General features: G+C 29.0%; 15 protein-coding genes. 7 read left to right on the forward strand and 8 right to left on the reverse strand.

What is annotated here, in order from left to right:
• Nucleotides 1-95: 95 nt before the first annotated feature.
• Nucleotides 96-1,583: a non-canonical purine NTP pyrophosphatase gene (locus KDK92_RS04355; RefSeq protein WP_250857832.1), complete on the reverse strand. Its 1,488-nt coding sequence runs from the start codon at nt 1,581-1,583 to the stop codon at nt 96-98.
• A gap of 123 nt (nt 1,584-1,706) precedes the next feature.
• Nucleotides 1,707-2,324 carry a GyrI-like domain-containing protein gene (locus tag KDK92_RS04360; RefSeq protein ID WP_250857833.1) on the reverse strand — a complete coding sequence of 206 codons (618 nt, stop codon included), beginning with the start codon at nt 2,322-2,324 and terminating at the stop codon, nt 1,707-1,709.
• A 228-nt stretch (nt 2,325-2,552) separates the two neighbouring features.
• Between KDK92_RS04360 and KDK92_RS04365 the strand changes: the two genes are divergently transcribed.
• Entirely contained in the window at nt 2,553-3,548 is a 996-nt protein-coding gene (locus tag KDK92_RS04365) for a DUF4003 family protein (protein WP_250857834.1), read from the forward strand.
• Between the two features lie 93 nt (nt 3,549-3,641).
• Here KDK92_RS04365 and KDK92_RS04370 read toward each other — a convergent pair whose 3' ends face one another.
• Nucleotides 3,642-5,264: a leucine-rich repeat domain-containing protein gene (locus KDK92_RS04370; RefSeq protein WP_250857835.1), complete on the reverse strand. Its 1,623-nt coding sequence runs from the start codon at nt 5,262-5,264 to the stop codon at nt 3,642-3,644.
• Between the two features lie 129 nt (nt 5,265-5,393).
• On the opposite strand from KDK92_RS04370, the gene KDK92_RS04375 reads away from it, so the two are divergent.
• On the forward strand, nt 5,394-6,191 hold the full coding sequence (locus KDK92_RS04375) for a hypothetical protein (protein WP_250857836.1): 798 nt from the start codon (nt 5,394-5,396) through the stop codon (nt 6,189-6,191).
• Nucleotides 6,192-6,258: 67 nt separating this feature from the next.
• On the opposite strand, the gene KDK92_RS04380 is transcribed toward KDK92_RS04375, so the two are convergent.
• Together KDK92_RS04380 and KDK92_RS04385 are read right to left on the reverse strand one after the other, a co-directional pair.
• On the reverse strand, nt 6,259-6,621 hold the full coding sequence (locus KDK92_RS04380; RefSeq protein WP_250857837.1) for a hypothetical protein: 363 nt from the start codon (nt 6,619-6,621) through the stop codon (nt 6,259-6,261).
• A 52-nt stretch (nt 6,622-6,673) separates the two neighbouring features.
• Nucleotides 6,674-7,516: a GNAT family N-acetyltransferase gene (locus KDK92_RS04385; protein ID WP_250857838.1), complete on the reverse strand. Its 843-nt coding sequence runs from the start codon at nt 7,514-7,516 to the stop codon at nt 6,674-6,676.
• A 245-nt stretch (nt 7,517-7,761) separates the two neighbouring features.
• On the opposite strand from KDK92_RS04385, the gene KDK92_RS04390 reads away from it, so the two are divergent.
• The 5 genes from KDK92_RS04390 to KDK92_RS04410 all read left to right on the forward strand — a co-directional run bounded on the left by KDK92_RS04390 (nt 7,762) and on the right by KDK92_RS04410 (nt 11,549).
• Nucleotides 7,762-8,316 carry a PadR family transcriptional regulator gene (locus tag KDK92_RS04390; RefSeq protein WP_250857839.1) on the forward strand — a complete coding sequence of 185 codons (555 nt, stop codon included), beginning with the start codon at nt 7,762-7,764 and terminating at the stop codon, nt 8,314-8,316.
• A complete protein-coding gene (locus KDK92_RS04395) occupies nt 8,313-9,926 on the forward strand; it encodes an NAD(P)H-dependent oxidoreductase (RefSeq protein ID WP_250857840.1) in 1,614 nt (537 codons plus the stop codon). The genes KDK92_RS04390 and KDK92_RS04395 overlap by 4 nt, the downstream gene beginning before the upstream one ends.
• A gap of 102 nt (nt 9,927-10,028) precedes the next feature.
• The gene (locus tag KDK92_RS04400) at nt 10,029-10,457 is read left to right on the forward strand and encodes a GNAT family N-acetyltransferase (RefSeq protein ID WP_250857841.1); all 429 of its coding nucleotides are present in this window, start codon (nt 10,029-10,031) and stop codon (nt 10,455-10,457) included.
• A gap of 14 nt (nt 10,458-10,471) precedes the next feature.
• A complete protein-coding gene (locus KDK92_RS04405) occupies nt 10,472-10,930 on the forward strand; it encodes a hypothetical protein (RefSeq protein ID WP_250857842.1) in 459 nt (152 codons plus the stop codon).
• A 52-nt stretch (nt 10,931-10,982) separates the two neighbouring features.
• A complete protein-coding gene (locus tag KDK92_RS04410; protein WP_250857843.1) occupies nt 10,983-11,549 on the forward strand; it encodes a P-loop nucleotide/nucleoside kinase family protein in 567 nt (188 codons plus the stop codon).
• A 35-nt stretch (nt 11,550-11,584) separates the two neighbouring features.
• On the opposite strand, the gene KDK92_RS04415 is transcribed toward KDK92_RS04410, so the two are convergent.
• From KDK92_RS04415 to KDK92_RS04425, 3 genes are all read right to left on the reverse strand, one after another.
• Nucleotides 11,585-11,800, reverse strand: coding sequence for a DUF2922 domain-containing protein (locus tag KDK92_RS04415; RefSeq protein ID WP_250857844.1), 216 nt, complete (start codon nt 11,798-11,800; stop codon nt 11,585-11,587).
• Between the two features lie 137 nt (nt 11,801-11,937).
• Nucleotides 11,938-12,162 (reverse strand): DUF1659 domain-containing protein, encoded by a 225-nt coding sequence (locus KDK92_RS04420; RefSeq protein ID WP_250857845.1) that lies wholly within the window; start codon nt 12,160-12,162, stop codon nt 11,938-11,940.
• A 177-nt stretch (nt 12,163-12,339) separates the two neighbouring features.
• Nucleotides 12,340-14,343 (reverse strand): methyl-accepting chemotaxis protein, encoded by a 2,004-nt coding sequence (locus KDK92_RS04425; protein WP_250857846.1) that lies wholly within the window; start codon nt 14,341-14,343, stop codon nt 12,340-12,342.
• Between the last annotated feature and the right edge of the window lie 82 nt (nt 14,344-14,425).

The following is a 14,425-nucleotide window of genomic DNA, read 5'->3' on the forward strand; positions in this document are numbered from 1 at the left end:
AAGAATAAAAAACTAAAACACCAAGTACTAAGATGTTTTAGCTATATTTAACCATATACAAATGATTTCATATCTAATAACTTTTTTAATTATAATTAAATATTACTTTTATACAAAAAAACTTTATTCAATAGTTCTTCTAAAAACTCATTTACCCCTTTGGCAGGATCATCCTCCTGTGATACTATGGGAATGATCCCTCTTCTATCTAATATATCTTCTTGAACAATGTTTGGTCTTGATAAAAATATATATGATTTTGGTCTTATTCCTTTTTCCCCTGCTTGCCTCCATAGCTTATCTAATTTATACAATATATATCTCATGTTAATATCACTTAAGCTATAGCCAATAAACAAAATTGATTTATTCAATATATCTGCTCTCAATTTTATATCAAGAGGACTCTCAAAATTCATCCTATTGAAAAAACTACTTTCAGTGAGTACTAACTGTGAATCAGTATTGTAATCCCCATGAAATTTTATTATCTCTGTTGCTCCAGCTTCAATCTCAGTTAGATCTTTTACTTTAGCGATTTTAATGTACTTTCTGTCATTGACCTGATATAATTTTTCCAAACTTTCATCATAGTTAGTTGTATATACTATAGGAAAATCTAATTTTAAGATATTCTTATGAATCTTAGATTCTTTAATCTTATCCTCATCAACTTTCCATTTCTTTTTCATCCACTTTTTCATTTTATAGAGGTCTTTATCATATTGCTCGTAGAATTCTGCTAAATTGAGAAAATCATCATAGTCCTCAAAGAGTTCTGGACAAATACCGCATCTCTGAGATAATTTCAACATAAGTTCTCCCCACTCAGGAAGTCCAACATTTTTAGATATTCCTGCTCCAACAAAAAGCATCACTTTATTTTTACTTATAAGTTCTCCTAAATCCTCTATTTCATCTTCATAGCTTATATTTTTCTCGAATTTCGTACCATTTTCCATAAGAAATGCATAAAATCTTTCAAGAGCTTTCACTCTCATAGATATGTTTTTCTTGTTATTCTTTAATTGTGCAAAGGTCTCCTTCTCTCCTTTTGGTATAAAAATAACATCCCATTCAAAATCTGATGTCCCTCTGACTTCTTCAGATATGGTTCCCTGTACATCTCCTTCAAAATAACTAAAACTCTTACCATCACAAAAACATATAATTGTCTTTGCAGTAGCCTCTTTATCCTTAAATAATTCCACAATCTTTTCCCCTTGTAGCTTTTCCCAGAATATCTGAGTAAGTCCCCCTGGATATCCCCCCAGCTCATGAAAAAATAATCCTGTATGTTCAACAATAAGAGGTCTTCCTACCTTTTTAAACGCTCTAAGTGCCTTATCTTTAACAATCTTCTTCATATCTTCACATTGAATTTCTTCGATCTGAAGATTATTTGAAACAATGTTAACTTTTATAAGTTCCTTATGTAACCTTTTCTCAATATCTTCTTCTGAAATATTTTGTTTCTTGAATCTATTACGCTTCTCTTTTTCCTCTTCTTCATATTTAACATTGAAAAAAGCTCTAACTTCTTTTATTTTTTTATCATTGGTTGAGATAAACCTAATATCCATCTTATCTCCCCCCATTAATTTCATTTAAAAATTATTTCATGTATAATACAATTTATTTTAACAATTGCTTATTTATGTACGAAAAAGAGACCCATCACTTTACTTGGATAAGTCTCATATTATCTATTTCTTAGCTATCGGTTGTCTTAATATAGTCTTTAGATTTTCAGGAGCAGCTTTTCTTGGATCACTTAAGTAAATTTCATGATGGTTTCCAACTTTAATATATCCATTTTCCTCAATAAAGTTATGTAGCTTTTCTATAGTAGGCATTTCTTCACTGTAAGGTCCTATGTGCATTATTTGTGCAACTAACCCCTCGTCCAAACTTTCAAATTTTATCTTATCAATTGAAGATAAATCCTTCTTTTTCTTGACCTGATCCACAGCCTCGTCAATTAACTCTTTATCAACAAACTCAGGCTGCATTATTAATGAAGTCCATTTCCACTCTTCTTTTCTTTCTTGAGAAAAAAGTTCCATATTATCATGGTACCATAATCCCTGAAGTGGCATAACACCATAGTCTATACCCATACTACCTTTTTTAATCATGAACTTCACAGTATAAGACAAACTAAATAATGCTTCTACGGCATCTTTGTATTCCTGTGCGGTATTCGGATTCCCCATTCCATCAATCTTCAAGTAATTTAATTTTGGAACATTTACTATTTGAACCTGTTTTGAAGACGCTTTGTATAATTCTTTAAACTCTTTCTTGAAATCAATTTTATCCATACTTATTTCCCCCTACTTTCATATTTATCTATAGTTTACTCCATAAAATATGACTTCTATTTGTCATGTTTAAAAATATAAATATTATATATTAGTTTTTATGAGTTTTTAACCATTTATAAGCTGTTTATATAGTCAAATATGTATTATATAGAGATGAATTATTGAAAGTATGATAATCTTAATATACAATATATTCTACTCAATAAATTTAAGGGGGTACGCACTATGAAATCAGAATTAAAAAGTAAAGTAGATAACATGTTAGATGTTTTCATAAAAATATCAAAAGATTATAAGTGGGAAAACAACCTATCGCAACATTTTGCAGCTTTGACATATATACTAAAGAACAAAGAATTTGAAAAAGAGAAAATAGATGATATGAAAAAAGTAATAAAAGAAAATACAGGTGTTTTTTCAAGTTATAGAGGTAATACTATGTTCATTTTATCTATGTTATTGTGTAGTGAGTATGATAATCCAAATGAAAAATTCATAAAGATGATGGATTATGATAAAAAATTAAAGGCAGAAGGATTTAAGAATAATACTTACTTACCTATTGCTAATTATGCTTTATTGCTAACTTGCGAAGAAGATTTAATTGATTCTAGAATAAAAAAGGCTTATGAAATATATTGCGAAATGAAAAAAAATCATCCATGGTTAACTAGTGGTGATGACTATCCTTTATGTGTTTTGCTTGCAAACTCTGATAAACCTATAGATACAAATATTAAAAATATTGAAGATTGCTATAAGCTTTTAAACGAAGAAGGATTTTCTAAAGGAAATGGATTACAATTTTTATCTCATATATTATCTATTGGAGATGAATACAATAGTGAAAAAGTTCAAAGATGCAAGAAAATCTTTGATAGCTTAAAAGAAAATAAACTAAGAATTTATTCTAGTTATTATGCAGCTCTTGGCCTTATAACCTTAATAAGTAAAGATAACAATGAGGTAATACAAGACTTAATTGATGTAGCTGAATATTTGAACGGATTAAAGAAGTATAAGTGGCTTGGAAAAGGAATGAATGTACTTATAGCTTCTGCTATTGTAAGTACAGAATATATAGAAGACAAAACAAATCAAAAAGATTTAATTGCTACAACTTTAGGTATAACTGTGGAAGCTTTAATTGCAGCTCAAACAGCTGCAATGGTTGCAACTGCAGCCGCTTCAACAGCAGCAGTTAGTTCCGCAACAACATAAGGGATTTTTTATAATAATGTGAACTAGATTTTCTGTTTTCAAGTTAACCTAGTTCACATTTTCTATATATTTTTTTGCTGTACACTACAATATTCAATATAGATATTCCATTTTTTCATGTTGAACGTCTTCAATATGTATTCCTTTATTATCTTTAACTATTATCATGGTAAACACATCAGTTCCATAAGGCTTAATTCGTACTTTCACTTTATATATTACGCTATAAACTGTTTCTATATCTAAAATTATTCCTTTATAATCGGCTGGGGAATAACCATAATATTTATTTAGTTCTTTCTTAATGTATGGGTCAAAGATTGACAATAAAAGTTTTTTATACATAGCATCTTTAAGAACATAATTTGGTAGAGGATTGCCTTTATAATTTAAAGTAAATAGGTCAGGTAATTCCTGTACTGGACCAATATCGGTAATTGCATTGTCTCCAATATATAACGCTCTTAGATTTGTTAATTTGCTTAATCCTTGAATATTGTTTATTTTATTCTCACTTAAAATCAATTTTTTTAACTTAGTTAATGAACTTAATCCATCAATATTAGTTATTTCATTATATCCAAGATATAAATAAGTTAATTTTGTTAAAGAACTTAACTCATTAATATCTGTTATTTGATTACTATCCAAATCAAGTGACTCCAAATTAGTTAATGAACCTAATCCTTTTAAATCTTTTATTTGATTACTTACTAATCTTAATCTAGTTAGATTAGTTAAATCCTTTAAATCTTTAACTTTTTCAATTTTATTTACACCTAAGTTTAAATTATTTAGCTTTATCAATCTTCTTAATGGTTTAATATTTTTAATTTTATTCCCCCACAAATCCAAAGTCTCTAAGTTTTTTAAGTTACTTAATACTTTGATGTCAGTAATTTTATTATCCATTAAGCTTAAGGATCTTAAATTAACTAAATATTTTAAAGGTTTAAGATCTGAAATATAATTTCCTCTTAACCCTAATGCATTTAGATTAGTTAAATTGCTTAATGCATTAATATTAGTAACTTTGTTTGAACCTAAGTCTAGAACCTTTAAATTTGTTAAATTACTCAATGGTATGATATCATTAATCATATTTCGACCCAAAACTAGTGTTTCTAAATTTGTTAAATTACTCAAAGCGCTTATATTCCAAATATAATTATTACCTAAAATTAATTTAGTTAAATTCTTTAAGTTTTTCAAGGGACTTATATCTATTATTTCATTGCTACTTAGTTTTAGCTTTTTTAGATTAGTTAAATTTGCTAATTGACTTAGTTCTAAGTCTTTACAGTGATATAAATCCAAACTTTCTAAATTTCTTAGATTACTTAGTGGGGTTATATCACTTATACCATCTTCATGCAAAATCAATTCTTTTAATGTTTTTAATTTACTCAATTCATTTATATTTCTTAGTTCATAGTTATGAGATAAATCTAATTTTACTAATGCAGTTAAATGCTCTATCCCTTCTAAATTAGTGATTCCTCTTGTATCAATCTCTAAAGACTTAATACTTTTCACATAACTTTGATAAATATCCCCTTCAGGTCTATTTATTACTTCTCTAATAACTTTTTCTAAATTTGGATCAGCAAATTTAATTATCTTATCCCTTTCTTCAGTAAATGAGAAAACATTTGATTGATATATGAATAAAAGTGATATTGCTATTAAAAAGCTTGTGCCCAATTTATTTTTCAATGTTAGCACCCTCCCCTAAATATTGCATTTCTTATCATTAATATTCTGTGGAAGTCCTTCAACATTTAAACACAATTTATAAAATAAAAAGTATTATATATGGCGATAATATACTTAGGGTGATGAATAATGTTATATAAAATAATCTCTATAATTTTAATCGGCTGCTTAAATTCACAAAACCTTATAAACCCTATGAATCAATTAGTTTATAAGAACACAGAATATGCCAATGTAGAACCTCAAGATGATACTCCGTATAAACACAATGATGAACCATATAGACTTATACAATACTTACCTGAAGAAAATATAAAGTTATTTGCACTGAAAAGCTGCCATTATCCAGGTACATATGATCAATTTCTACTAAGTATAAATGATAGCAGAGGAGTTTTTCATGATTGGCATAGTACTACAAGTAAAACACGGGAACCAAAACTTATTCTAAGTGATCTTAATGGTGATAAAGTTGATGAACTAATTATAGTTCTAACATACGGGACTGGTTCTGGTATTCATGAAGAAGAAGTCCATGTAATTAACATAAATCCCCAAGATAAAAATATGTATTTTGATGAGTATATGCTAACAGACCCTTTTATTATCATTAAAGAAAATATTACTTCAAAAATAACAGAAAGAGAAAAAGATGTTTTGATAAAAATAAAGGTTAATGATAATGAGTATAATATTAAAATGGATAATATTCATCCTGGAATGTGGGGTGACAAGGTAGGTTTTGGAGGTAAAATCTATTGGAGAGTTAATGAGAATAAATTATATGCTTATATAGATGTAGGCGCAACAGCTACCCTATATGTGGGCACAGTTATAATAGAATATAAATTCAACTCTGAAAACGAATTCTTTAACTTAGGTAAAATTACTTTCCAAGAGGATTTTGAGCTACCTCCTGAAGATTAAAATCTAAATAAATTATTTAAACTCAGTGAACCTAATAGGTTTACTGAGTTTATTGTTCTAGTAATAATTAAATTCCAAAATGGATTAACCATTTCTTCTCTTTCATTGCATGAGATATTTTTTCAATCAATATATCAAGCTCTTTTGATTTAAACTTAACATTCTCCTCAACAATAATATCTAAAAATTGTTTAAGAGATTTTGGTGGTATTAAGGTTATTCCACAATATGCAAAACCTTTATATGGATGATTTACGCTATGTGCAAATGTTTCCATTTTAATTATTTTATCTTTACTGTTTTTAAAAAATATTTCATCAATAATATCACCGTTAATAGAAATACAACTATACTTTTCAGGTTCATAATCATTATAAACTTTATCTTTTTCTATACTATCCATTATTCCAAATTCATGTGTATCAGCCATAAACATGCCTCCTAATATTATTGTGTTTCATTCATTTCTTATCTATCAAATTCTATACAAACTCAAATGCATATTTATCCCTCTCCACAAATCCCATAGATTTATATAGTTTTATAGCAGGAATATTCTTTGTGCTTGTCTCTAATATTGGTGTCTTTCCCCTTCTCAATATTTCTTTTATCATTTTATAAATTAGCTCTTTTCCGAAACCTCTTCCTCTGTAATCCTTATCTATATATACACTGGTTATTTCAATATAGTTCTCAGTTTTCCCATAAAATCTTGCCATACCAATAATATTTTCCTGTTCTCCCTCTTCCTGTACTAGAAAGAACATACCTCTCGTTATTTTTGGAATTATTTTATCCTCAGAGGTTATTTTCTCAAATTCTTCTTGAGTCTCCGCTCCAAAAAACTCTACTGTATACTTCTTAACTATTTTAAGATCTTTATCTTCATATGTTACTTCTCTCATTGAACAATGTTCTTTTAATCTCAGCTCATTGAATTTGTCTTCATTTAAACCGAAGATTATATTCTCAACACATTCCCTGTTATCTCCCAGTTCCTTTAACAAAGCATGTACATTATCTAGCCTTCCACCTAGAAGTATTTTACTCTTACCTTCACTTTGTTTAGTTCTTATTATATTAGCTATATCTTTAATTCCATTCTCATAAGAGAATTTAAAACTAGTAAAGATTGAATTCCCATCATCTTTCATATGTATAAATTCAGTAATCTTCCCCTCTTCTTCATTTATATAAAATTCCCCAATCTCATCTTTGAAACATTCAACTAGTTCTATCATATTTGTGTTGTACATCTCATCTTTATATAAAAATTCTAACATTCTGTTTCTGTATATCTCGTTTGATAAATCAATTTTTTTCATAATTATTCCCCACCCATTTTTCTTTTAAGTATCCTCTATTTTAAATATCAAAATTAGTATGGTAATATTTTATCATATATAGATAATTTAGCACATGTGATTAATTTAAGGGATTCTAAGGATCTCTTTTTTCATACAAATTCTTTTCCTTTTATTGACATAATTATTTAAATATGTTATTATACAATCATCATATTACACTTGTATAATATAATGATTGTATAATATAAAAGGTGGTGCAAATTATGTCTCTTAAACATGGACTTTTAGGATTATTAAATTATGGACCGATGTCAGGTTATGAGCTTGATAAAGCCTTCAAGGATTCTTTAAACTTTTTCTGGCAAGCTGGAAGAAGTCAAATTTATCGTGAATTAAACACTATGAAAAAGCTAGGGTGGTTATCTTCCACTATTATTTTTCAATCAGACAAACCAAATAAAAAGCTTTATTCATTAACCGAAAAAGGTAAACTGGAATTTCAAAACTGGTTATCCTTAGATTGTATAGACGAATCATTGTGTATCAGAAGTGTATTTTTGATGAAAACATTTTTTTCTGGTGAAAAGGATACAGATGATAACATACAAATGCTAATAAACTATAAAGAGAGATGTAGAGAAGCACTTTTAGGTATAGAAAGAAAAAATAGTAATATTGATAGTTACAAAGATTGTATTACTGATAAACAAAAGACCCTTTATTGGGGTGCGACTGCAAGCTTTGGTAAGTATTATTTTGAAATGTGCATACGTTGGGCTGAAGACACCATTAAACTATTGGAGGAGGAAAAAGCATGAAAATACTCCTATTAAATGGCAGTCCTAAAGGTGAGAAAAGCAATACCTTTAAAATAACAACAGCCTTTTTAGAAGGTTTAAATGAAAACAAAAATAACAATGTAGATGTAATAAATATAAGCAAAATGGAGATTAACCACTGCATCGGATGCTACTCTTGTTGGACAAAAAACCCTGGAGAATGCATTTTAAAAGATGATATGGCAGAGCTTATTAATAAATACTTAGAATCTGATTTAATCATATGGAGCTTTCCTCTTTATTATTTTGGTATGCCATCAAAAATAAAAGCTTTTTTGGATAGACTTCTTCCAACGAATTTACCTTATATGTCAGAACGTGAAGATGGCGGTTCAAGGCATGTTCCTCGTTATGATCTTAGTGGAAAAAAGTTTGTTTTAATTTCAACCTGTGGCTTTTACTCTACTGAAAATAATTATGATGCTCTTATTCGTCAATTTGAAATTATGTATGGTAAGGATTTAACTAAAATACTCTGTACAGAGGGTGAACTTTTTCGTGTTCCTCAACTTAAGGGAAGAACATGTGAGTATTTATCTTATGCTAAAAAAGCAGGAATGGAATATTCAGAGACCTTTAAAATCAGTGATGAAACACATGATAAATTATCAGAACTTCTATATCCTCCTGAAGTTTTTGTGAAAATGGCAGATGCAAGTTGGGAAATAAATGAGCCTAAAAAGAGTTCAAATAAATCATATAACTTTATGAAGCAGATGGCTGCTCTTTGTAACCCTGATGCTATAAAAGGAAAAGACCTTATTTTAGAAATGTGCTTTACTGATCTAGATAAAACCTATCAGCTTTGTATTGAAAATAACAAATGTACAATGCTTGACTCTAATTTAAAACCATTCACCACACGAATTGAAGTCCCCTTTGAATTATGGGTAAAAATTTCAGAGGGAAAGGAAAATGGTGCTGAGGCTATGATGAAAAAGAAGTATAAAGTCTTAGGAGATTTTAATGTAATGCTACAACTTGATGAAATTTTTGGTGGGAAAAATTATGAACCAGAACAGTCTGATACCAACATAACTGATAAAATGATAAAAACAAATATGAGCTTATTTCTTTTACCATGGATTGTACAATGGTTAACATTTCCTATAAACCTTAAAATAGGAGGTGCTATTTCAATTATAGTTTGTTCCTTTGTATTTTTCCTAAGCAATAAAATTAAAACAACTAAATACGAAAGAATTAGTACAGTTATTATTTCAACTTTAGGAGTATCAGCCCTTTTAGGATATGGCAGTGCAGTAACACTTCCCTGTTTATCTTACCTGATTTTTGGTGGAATGTGGCTTATCTCAAGTACACATAAGATTCCCCTTACAGCGCACTATTCATGCAATAGTTACAATGGTGAAGAAGCCTTTGATAATCCTTTATTTATAAAAACAAACAGAATACTAACATTCGTTTGGGGATTATTATATCTTATAGTTTCGATATTTTCATATTTTCTTATGAAGAGTAATATGGCAAGCTTTACAGGATTGATTAACTCTATTATTCCTGCTATTATGGGTGTTTTTACTGCTTGGTTTTCTAGATGGTATCCAGCAAAAGTTGCAAAAGGATAACTTTATAACATGTTATATTGATTTTATTCCTGTATTTTACAATGCCATGCATTATGGTAAAATATGTTTATGCACATTTAATTACCATTAAGGAGGATCTATATGGATATGTATATTATTAAAGAAAGTACAAAAGAAGAATCTGACTTAATCTGGCAAGGTATAATAGAATATAACTCATCTAAACTTTCTCTTAAAGGAGATGTTCCTTTTGTTCCTGTCAATAGAGTTATGAAGGATTCAGCAGGTAACATCATAGGAGGCATCAACTGTGAATTGAATTATGTTTGGAATACCATGTACATCGATATGTTATGGGTTAAAGAAGAGTATAGAAAAAATGGTCATGCATCAAGACTTTTAAAAGAAATTGAATTAATTGGGAAGGAAGAAGGCTGTACGTTGGTTCATTTAGAAACTATGGATTTTCAAGCAAAAGACTTCTATATGAAAAATGAATATCAGATTTTTGGTGAATTGGACAATGTTCCAGAAGGACATAAAAGATATTACTTGAAAAAGATTTTATAGGTGGAGGAATAGATATGAAGAAAGTATATCGTTTATTGTGTATTTTACATGCATTTGTAGGGGTAGGTGCTATGTTTGGGGGATTTGCTGCTATTACCAATCCTCAAAATCCAGCTGGTGCAACAGTAGATCTTTTAAAAAATTCACCTTTTAGTAATTTTTTTATACCTGGTATTCTCTTATTTACTGTAATCGGACTTGGGAATGTTATTACAACTTTTCTGTTTCGTTTCAAGTTAAGATTTCAAGGGTATATAAGTAGCATTTTTAGTTGGGCTTTAGTTATTTGGATTGTTGTCCAATGTATAATGATTAATTCGGTTCATTTCTTGCATATTATATATTTTATCATTGGAGTAATTGAAGCTATTTTATCAATAATTGTTTTGTTTGAGAAACGTTTATTTCCAACTAATCTTATAATAGATTTTTATAAAAAGATTAAAAAACAAAAGGATGACTGTAACGTCTAATTACATTTGAATATAAAGTATATTAATAAAATACATTACAAGGGGATTTGAAATGACAGACAATTTAATAATTATTGTTACTGGAGCATCCGCTACTGGTAAAACGACTTTGAGTAGAAATTTAGCTAAAAGATTTAATCTATCAGTAATCAATAAAGATGATATTAAGGAACTTTTATTCGATAATTTAGGAATTAAAGATAAAGAATGGGCAGGAAAATTAGGTATGACTAGCTTTGAATTTACTCACTTTTTTACTGAAAAACTAGCTCAAACAGGAAAATCCTTCATTGTTGAAGGTAATTTCAGAAATGAATTTTCAACAAAAGTTTTCATGGACATTAAGTCAAAGTACAATTATCAAATATTACAGATATTTTGTCATGGACAAGATAAGATTCTATATGAAAGATATATAGAACGTGATAATTCTGGAACTAGACATCCAGGACATTTTAAGCTCACCTGTGAATTTGAGGAGTTTAAAAAATTGCTAAGTAAAAGCAATTATAAATTAGATATAGCTCCCACTCTCAATATAGATACAACAAATTTTGAAGATGTAGATATAAATCAAATCTATGATGAGGTTGATAAATATCTCAATTCTGTCAAATAAAAAAGGCTGAAACGAATTCAGCCTTTCTTCATAAATTATGCAATCGCTACTTCTGCTTCAGTCACATCAATAACCTTTGCACTCTTCTTCTTAACAAGTGATCCACCAGATGAATAGAATACGTTTTGAGTAATTATCCCCTCCATAAGTGAATTAACCTCTTCATCTGTTATATCCTCTCTCACCTCATTGATAGTTAATGTTGTTATATCATCGTTAGTTGTTACGAATTTCATGCTTAATTTCTTCATAGTTTTTCTCTCCTTTTATTTTTTTATATTTTAGATACAGCTTGTCCCACCCTCATCTTATTGTTATTTTTTCTCTTAATCTAGTAGTTATTCAACTTATACCTATTCTTCAATTGAGTATGCTTCATCAGCCCTAATTACTCACTCATCAAAAGATTGTCATTAACTCTTTGAATGTACTTTGTTGGATATGGTAATACTGATGCTATCTTAGCCCCTACCGCATATATTGCATCATCAGCTGCATCAATCTTAATCTTTGAGAATCTGAAATTCTTGATTTCATCCCCGCCTGATGCTTTCGTACCAGTCTTTACTCCTACAATTAAATCACTGTCCACTCTTGTGTTTGTTACTGCCATAATATAATTCCTCCTCGATATTTTTTTCGAAAGCGTTACTGTTTTGTGCTTTCATAAGGATATATGCAGTGTAGGAAAAAAGTTATAAAAATTTTTCAACATTATCTAAAAAAAGAGAACTATATAACGAAAAAAGGTAGTGGAAGCCCACTACCTTTTTCAAAGTTACACCAGTTATTATAGTTTAAATTTATTCATTTCTCTTTCTAAATTTTTAATATTATTATTAAATTTTTCAACTGAGCTAGCAATCTCATTTATTTGTGCTGATTGTTCTTCTGTAGAAGCACTAATTTCTTCAGTAGCTGCTGCTGATTCTTGTGATAGTGTTGCAATAGCTTCTAAAGCATTAACTAATTGTTCCTTTGCTGTGTTAACAAACTCCATGTCTTTTGCTAATTTACTTATTGAAGAAGCCACAAAATTTGTATTCCCATCAATCTCTTCAAAAACAGAATTGGTATTATTTAGATTATGATTTGCTTCCTTTACTGTTACTCTTGCTGTTTCCATAGTGTTATTAGTATCATTTACAATCTGCACTACACTTCCAATAATTTCAGCAATTTCTTTAGTTGCCTGTCCAGATTCTTCTGCTAATTTACGAACTTCTTCTGCCACAACAGCAAAACCTCTTCCATGTTCTCCTGCTCGCGCCGCCTCAATTGATGCATTAAGTGATAAAAGATTTGTCTGTTCTGAAACACTTTTTATAGATTCAACAATACTTAAAATTGACTTAGATTTTTCATTGAGTTCTGAAATTTTTTCATCAACTTCATCTGTAGAATGAACAGTAACTCTAAATTTATCATTTAATATAACTATAGATTCCTTACCTTCTTTATTACTATTATTCATATTATCCGTGTTACTTCGAGCCTCTTCAATCATACTAGACATTTCTTCTATCCTATTACTTAACTCTTTACTAAGTTCCACTCTTTCATCTACTTCTTGAGCCATATCTGCTGAGCCATTTGCAATACTCTCTACAGCCTGTGTTACATGATTACTGGCCATTGAAAGCCCATTAACAGTTTCGTTTATTTTAATAGATTCATCTGCAATGAATTGTACTGAATTATGAGTCTCTATTACAAGATTTCTTACATTATCCACCATCTTATTGAAGTTATTAGAAAGGTTCCCAATTTCATCTTTACTTTTAACTTCAAGTTTTAAATCAAAGTATCCTTCTCCTACTTTTTTCATGTAACTTTCAATCTCTTGAATGGGTTTAATGATAGTTTTACCTATTGTAATGTTTATCAATGCAATAAGAATTAAAAAGCCAACTATACCAATAATACTTGAATTTCTGATATTACTCTTATAAGCTCCTTCTATTTTTTCTGCAGGTAATGCAATCATTATAACACTATCATTTAATTTTCTACTTTTAACATAATAATTGACATCATGAACTTCCAGTTTAGACATTTTATCTTTATTCAGTAATGCGGATAATCCCCTTGTAACTTCCTCTAGATTTTTTCCTATCTGAGATGGATCTTTGTGATTAATAATTACTCCAGAAGTATCTGCAATATAAGCAAAACCATTTTTACCAAGATAGAGATTTTCTATTGTTTTCTGAACATCCATTTTAGATGTAATGCTCTCAATAGCTTCTACTGATACGCCTATCTGAACAATCCCCTTTTGATCTAATCGCGATACCCCAATATATTGAAACATTTTTTGATCGGTTCCACGTTTAGAAGGAACTTGAGCCAATTCTCCGTTTACTTGATTCATTAACTCTAAAAATGGTTTTGTTTGCTCTGAAGCTTTACAATCAAATCCAAAAAACTCAGGTATATTACCATTTGCTATAATACCATTCTCATCAATAACATGAATTTCTTCGACTTTCAATGATTTAGCTAAATCTGTAATTTTTGAAGTTTCTAATTTAGTTGGATCTGCTTTAATAATTTCAGCTATAGATTTTGCTAAATTGATATTTTTTCTATCTAATTCATCCATGGTAATGTTTACAATTTCTTCAGCAGTCAATATAGATTTTTCAACGCTCTCCAATTGCATAGTTATTTGTTGTTCAACAATTTCCTCTGCCATATTATTGGCAGAAGAAATATTAAATACAGTAAGCGCCGTTAAAATGAAAATTACTAAAATACCAATAATTAAAATTATTTTACTCTTTAGTTTCATATTCTTCAGACTTCCTCTCCATTATTATTTAATTTCTTTATTACCCTTTTTTAATACCATTTATTCAGCCTCTATATTCGCA

Origin of the sequence: Oceanirhabdus seepicola, from assembly GCF_023684385.1 — a bacterium.
In the GTDB taxonomy this organism is placed as follows: Bacteria; Bacillota; Clostridia; order Clostridiales; family Clostridiaceae; genus Oceanirhabdus; species Oceanirhabdus seepicola.

Coding starts and splice junctions, on each gene's coding strand:
- KDK92_RS04395 (WP_250857840.1), top strand. CDS start 8,313: ATGAAAATACTCCTATTAAATGGCAGTCCTAAAGGTGAGAAAAGCAAT.
- KDK92_RS04380 (WP_250857837.1), bottom strand. CDS start 6,621: ATGGCTGATACACATGAATTTGGAATAATGGATAGTATAGAAAAAGAT.
- KDK92_RS04420 (WP_250857845.1), bottom strand. CDS start 12,162: ATGGCAGTAACAAACACAAGAGTGGACAGTGATTTAATTGTAGGAGTA.
- KDK92_RS04385 (WP_250857838.1), bottom strand. CDS start 7,516: ATGAAAAAAATTGATTTATCAAACGAGATATACAGAAACAGAATGTTA.
- KDK92_RS04405 (WP_250857842.1), top strand. CDS start 10,472: ATGAAGAAAGTATATCGTTTATTGTGTATTTTACATGCATTTGTAGGG.
- KDK92_RS04410 (WP_250857843.1), top strand. CDS start 10,983: ATGACAGACAATTTAATAATTATTGTTACTGGAGCATCCGCTACTGGT.
- KDK92_RS04355 (WP_250857832.1), bottom strand. CDS start 1,583: ATGGATATTAGGTTTATCTCAACCAATGATAAAAAAATAAAAGAAGTT.
- KDK92_RS04375 (WP_250857836.1), top strand. CDS start 5,394: ATGTTATATAAAATAATCTCTATAATTTTAATCGGCTGCTTAAATTCA.
- KDK92_RS04360 (WP_250857833.1), bottom strand. CDS start 2,324: ATGGATAAAATTGATTTCAAGAAAGAGTTTAAAGAATTATACAAAGCG.
- KDK92_RS04390 (WP_250857839.1), top strand. CDS start 7,762: ATGTCTCTTAAACATGGACTTTTAGGATTATTAAATTATGGACCGATG.
- KDK92_RS04365 (WP_250857834.1), top strand. CDS start 2,553: ATGAAATCAGAATTAAAAAGTAAAGTAGATAACATGTTAGATGTTTTC.
- KDK92_RS04400 (WP_250857841.1), top strand. CDS start 10,029: ATGGATATGTATATTATTAAAGAAAGTACAAAAGAAGAATCTGACTTA.
- KDK92_RS04415 (WP_250857844.1), bottom strand. CDS start 11,800: ATGAAGAAATTAAGCATGAAATTCGTAACAACTAACGATGATATAACA.
- KDK92_RS04425 (WP_250857846.1), bottom strand. CDS start 14,343: ATGAAACTAAAGAGTAAAATAATTTTAATTATTGGTATTTTAGTAATT.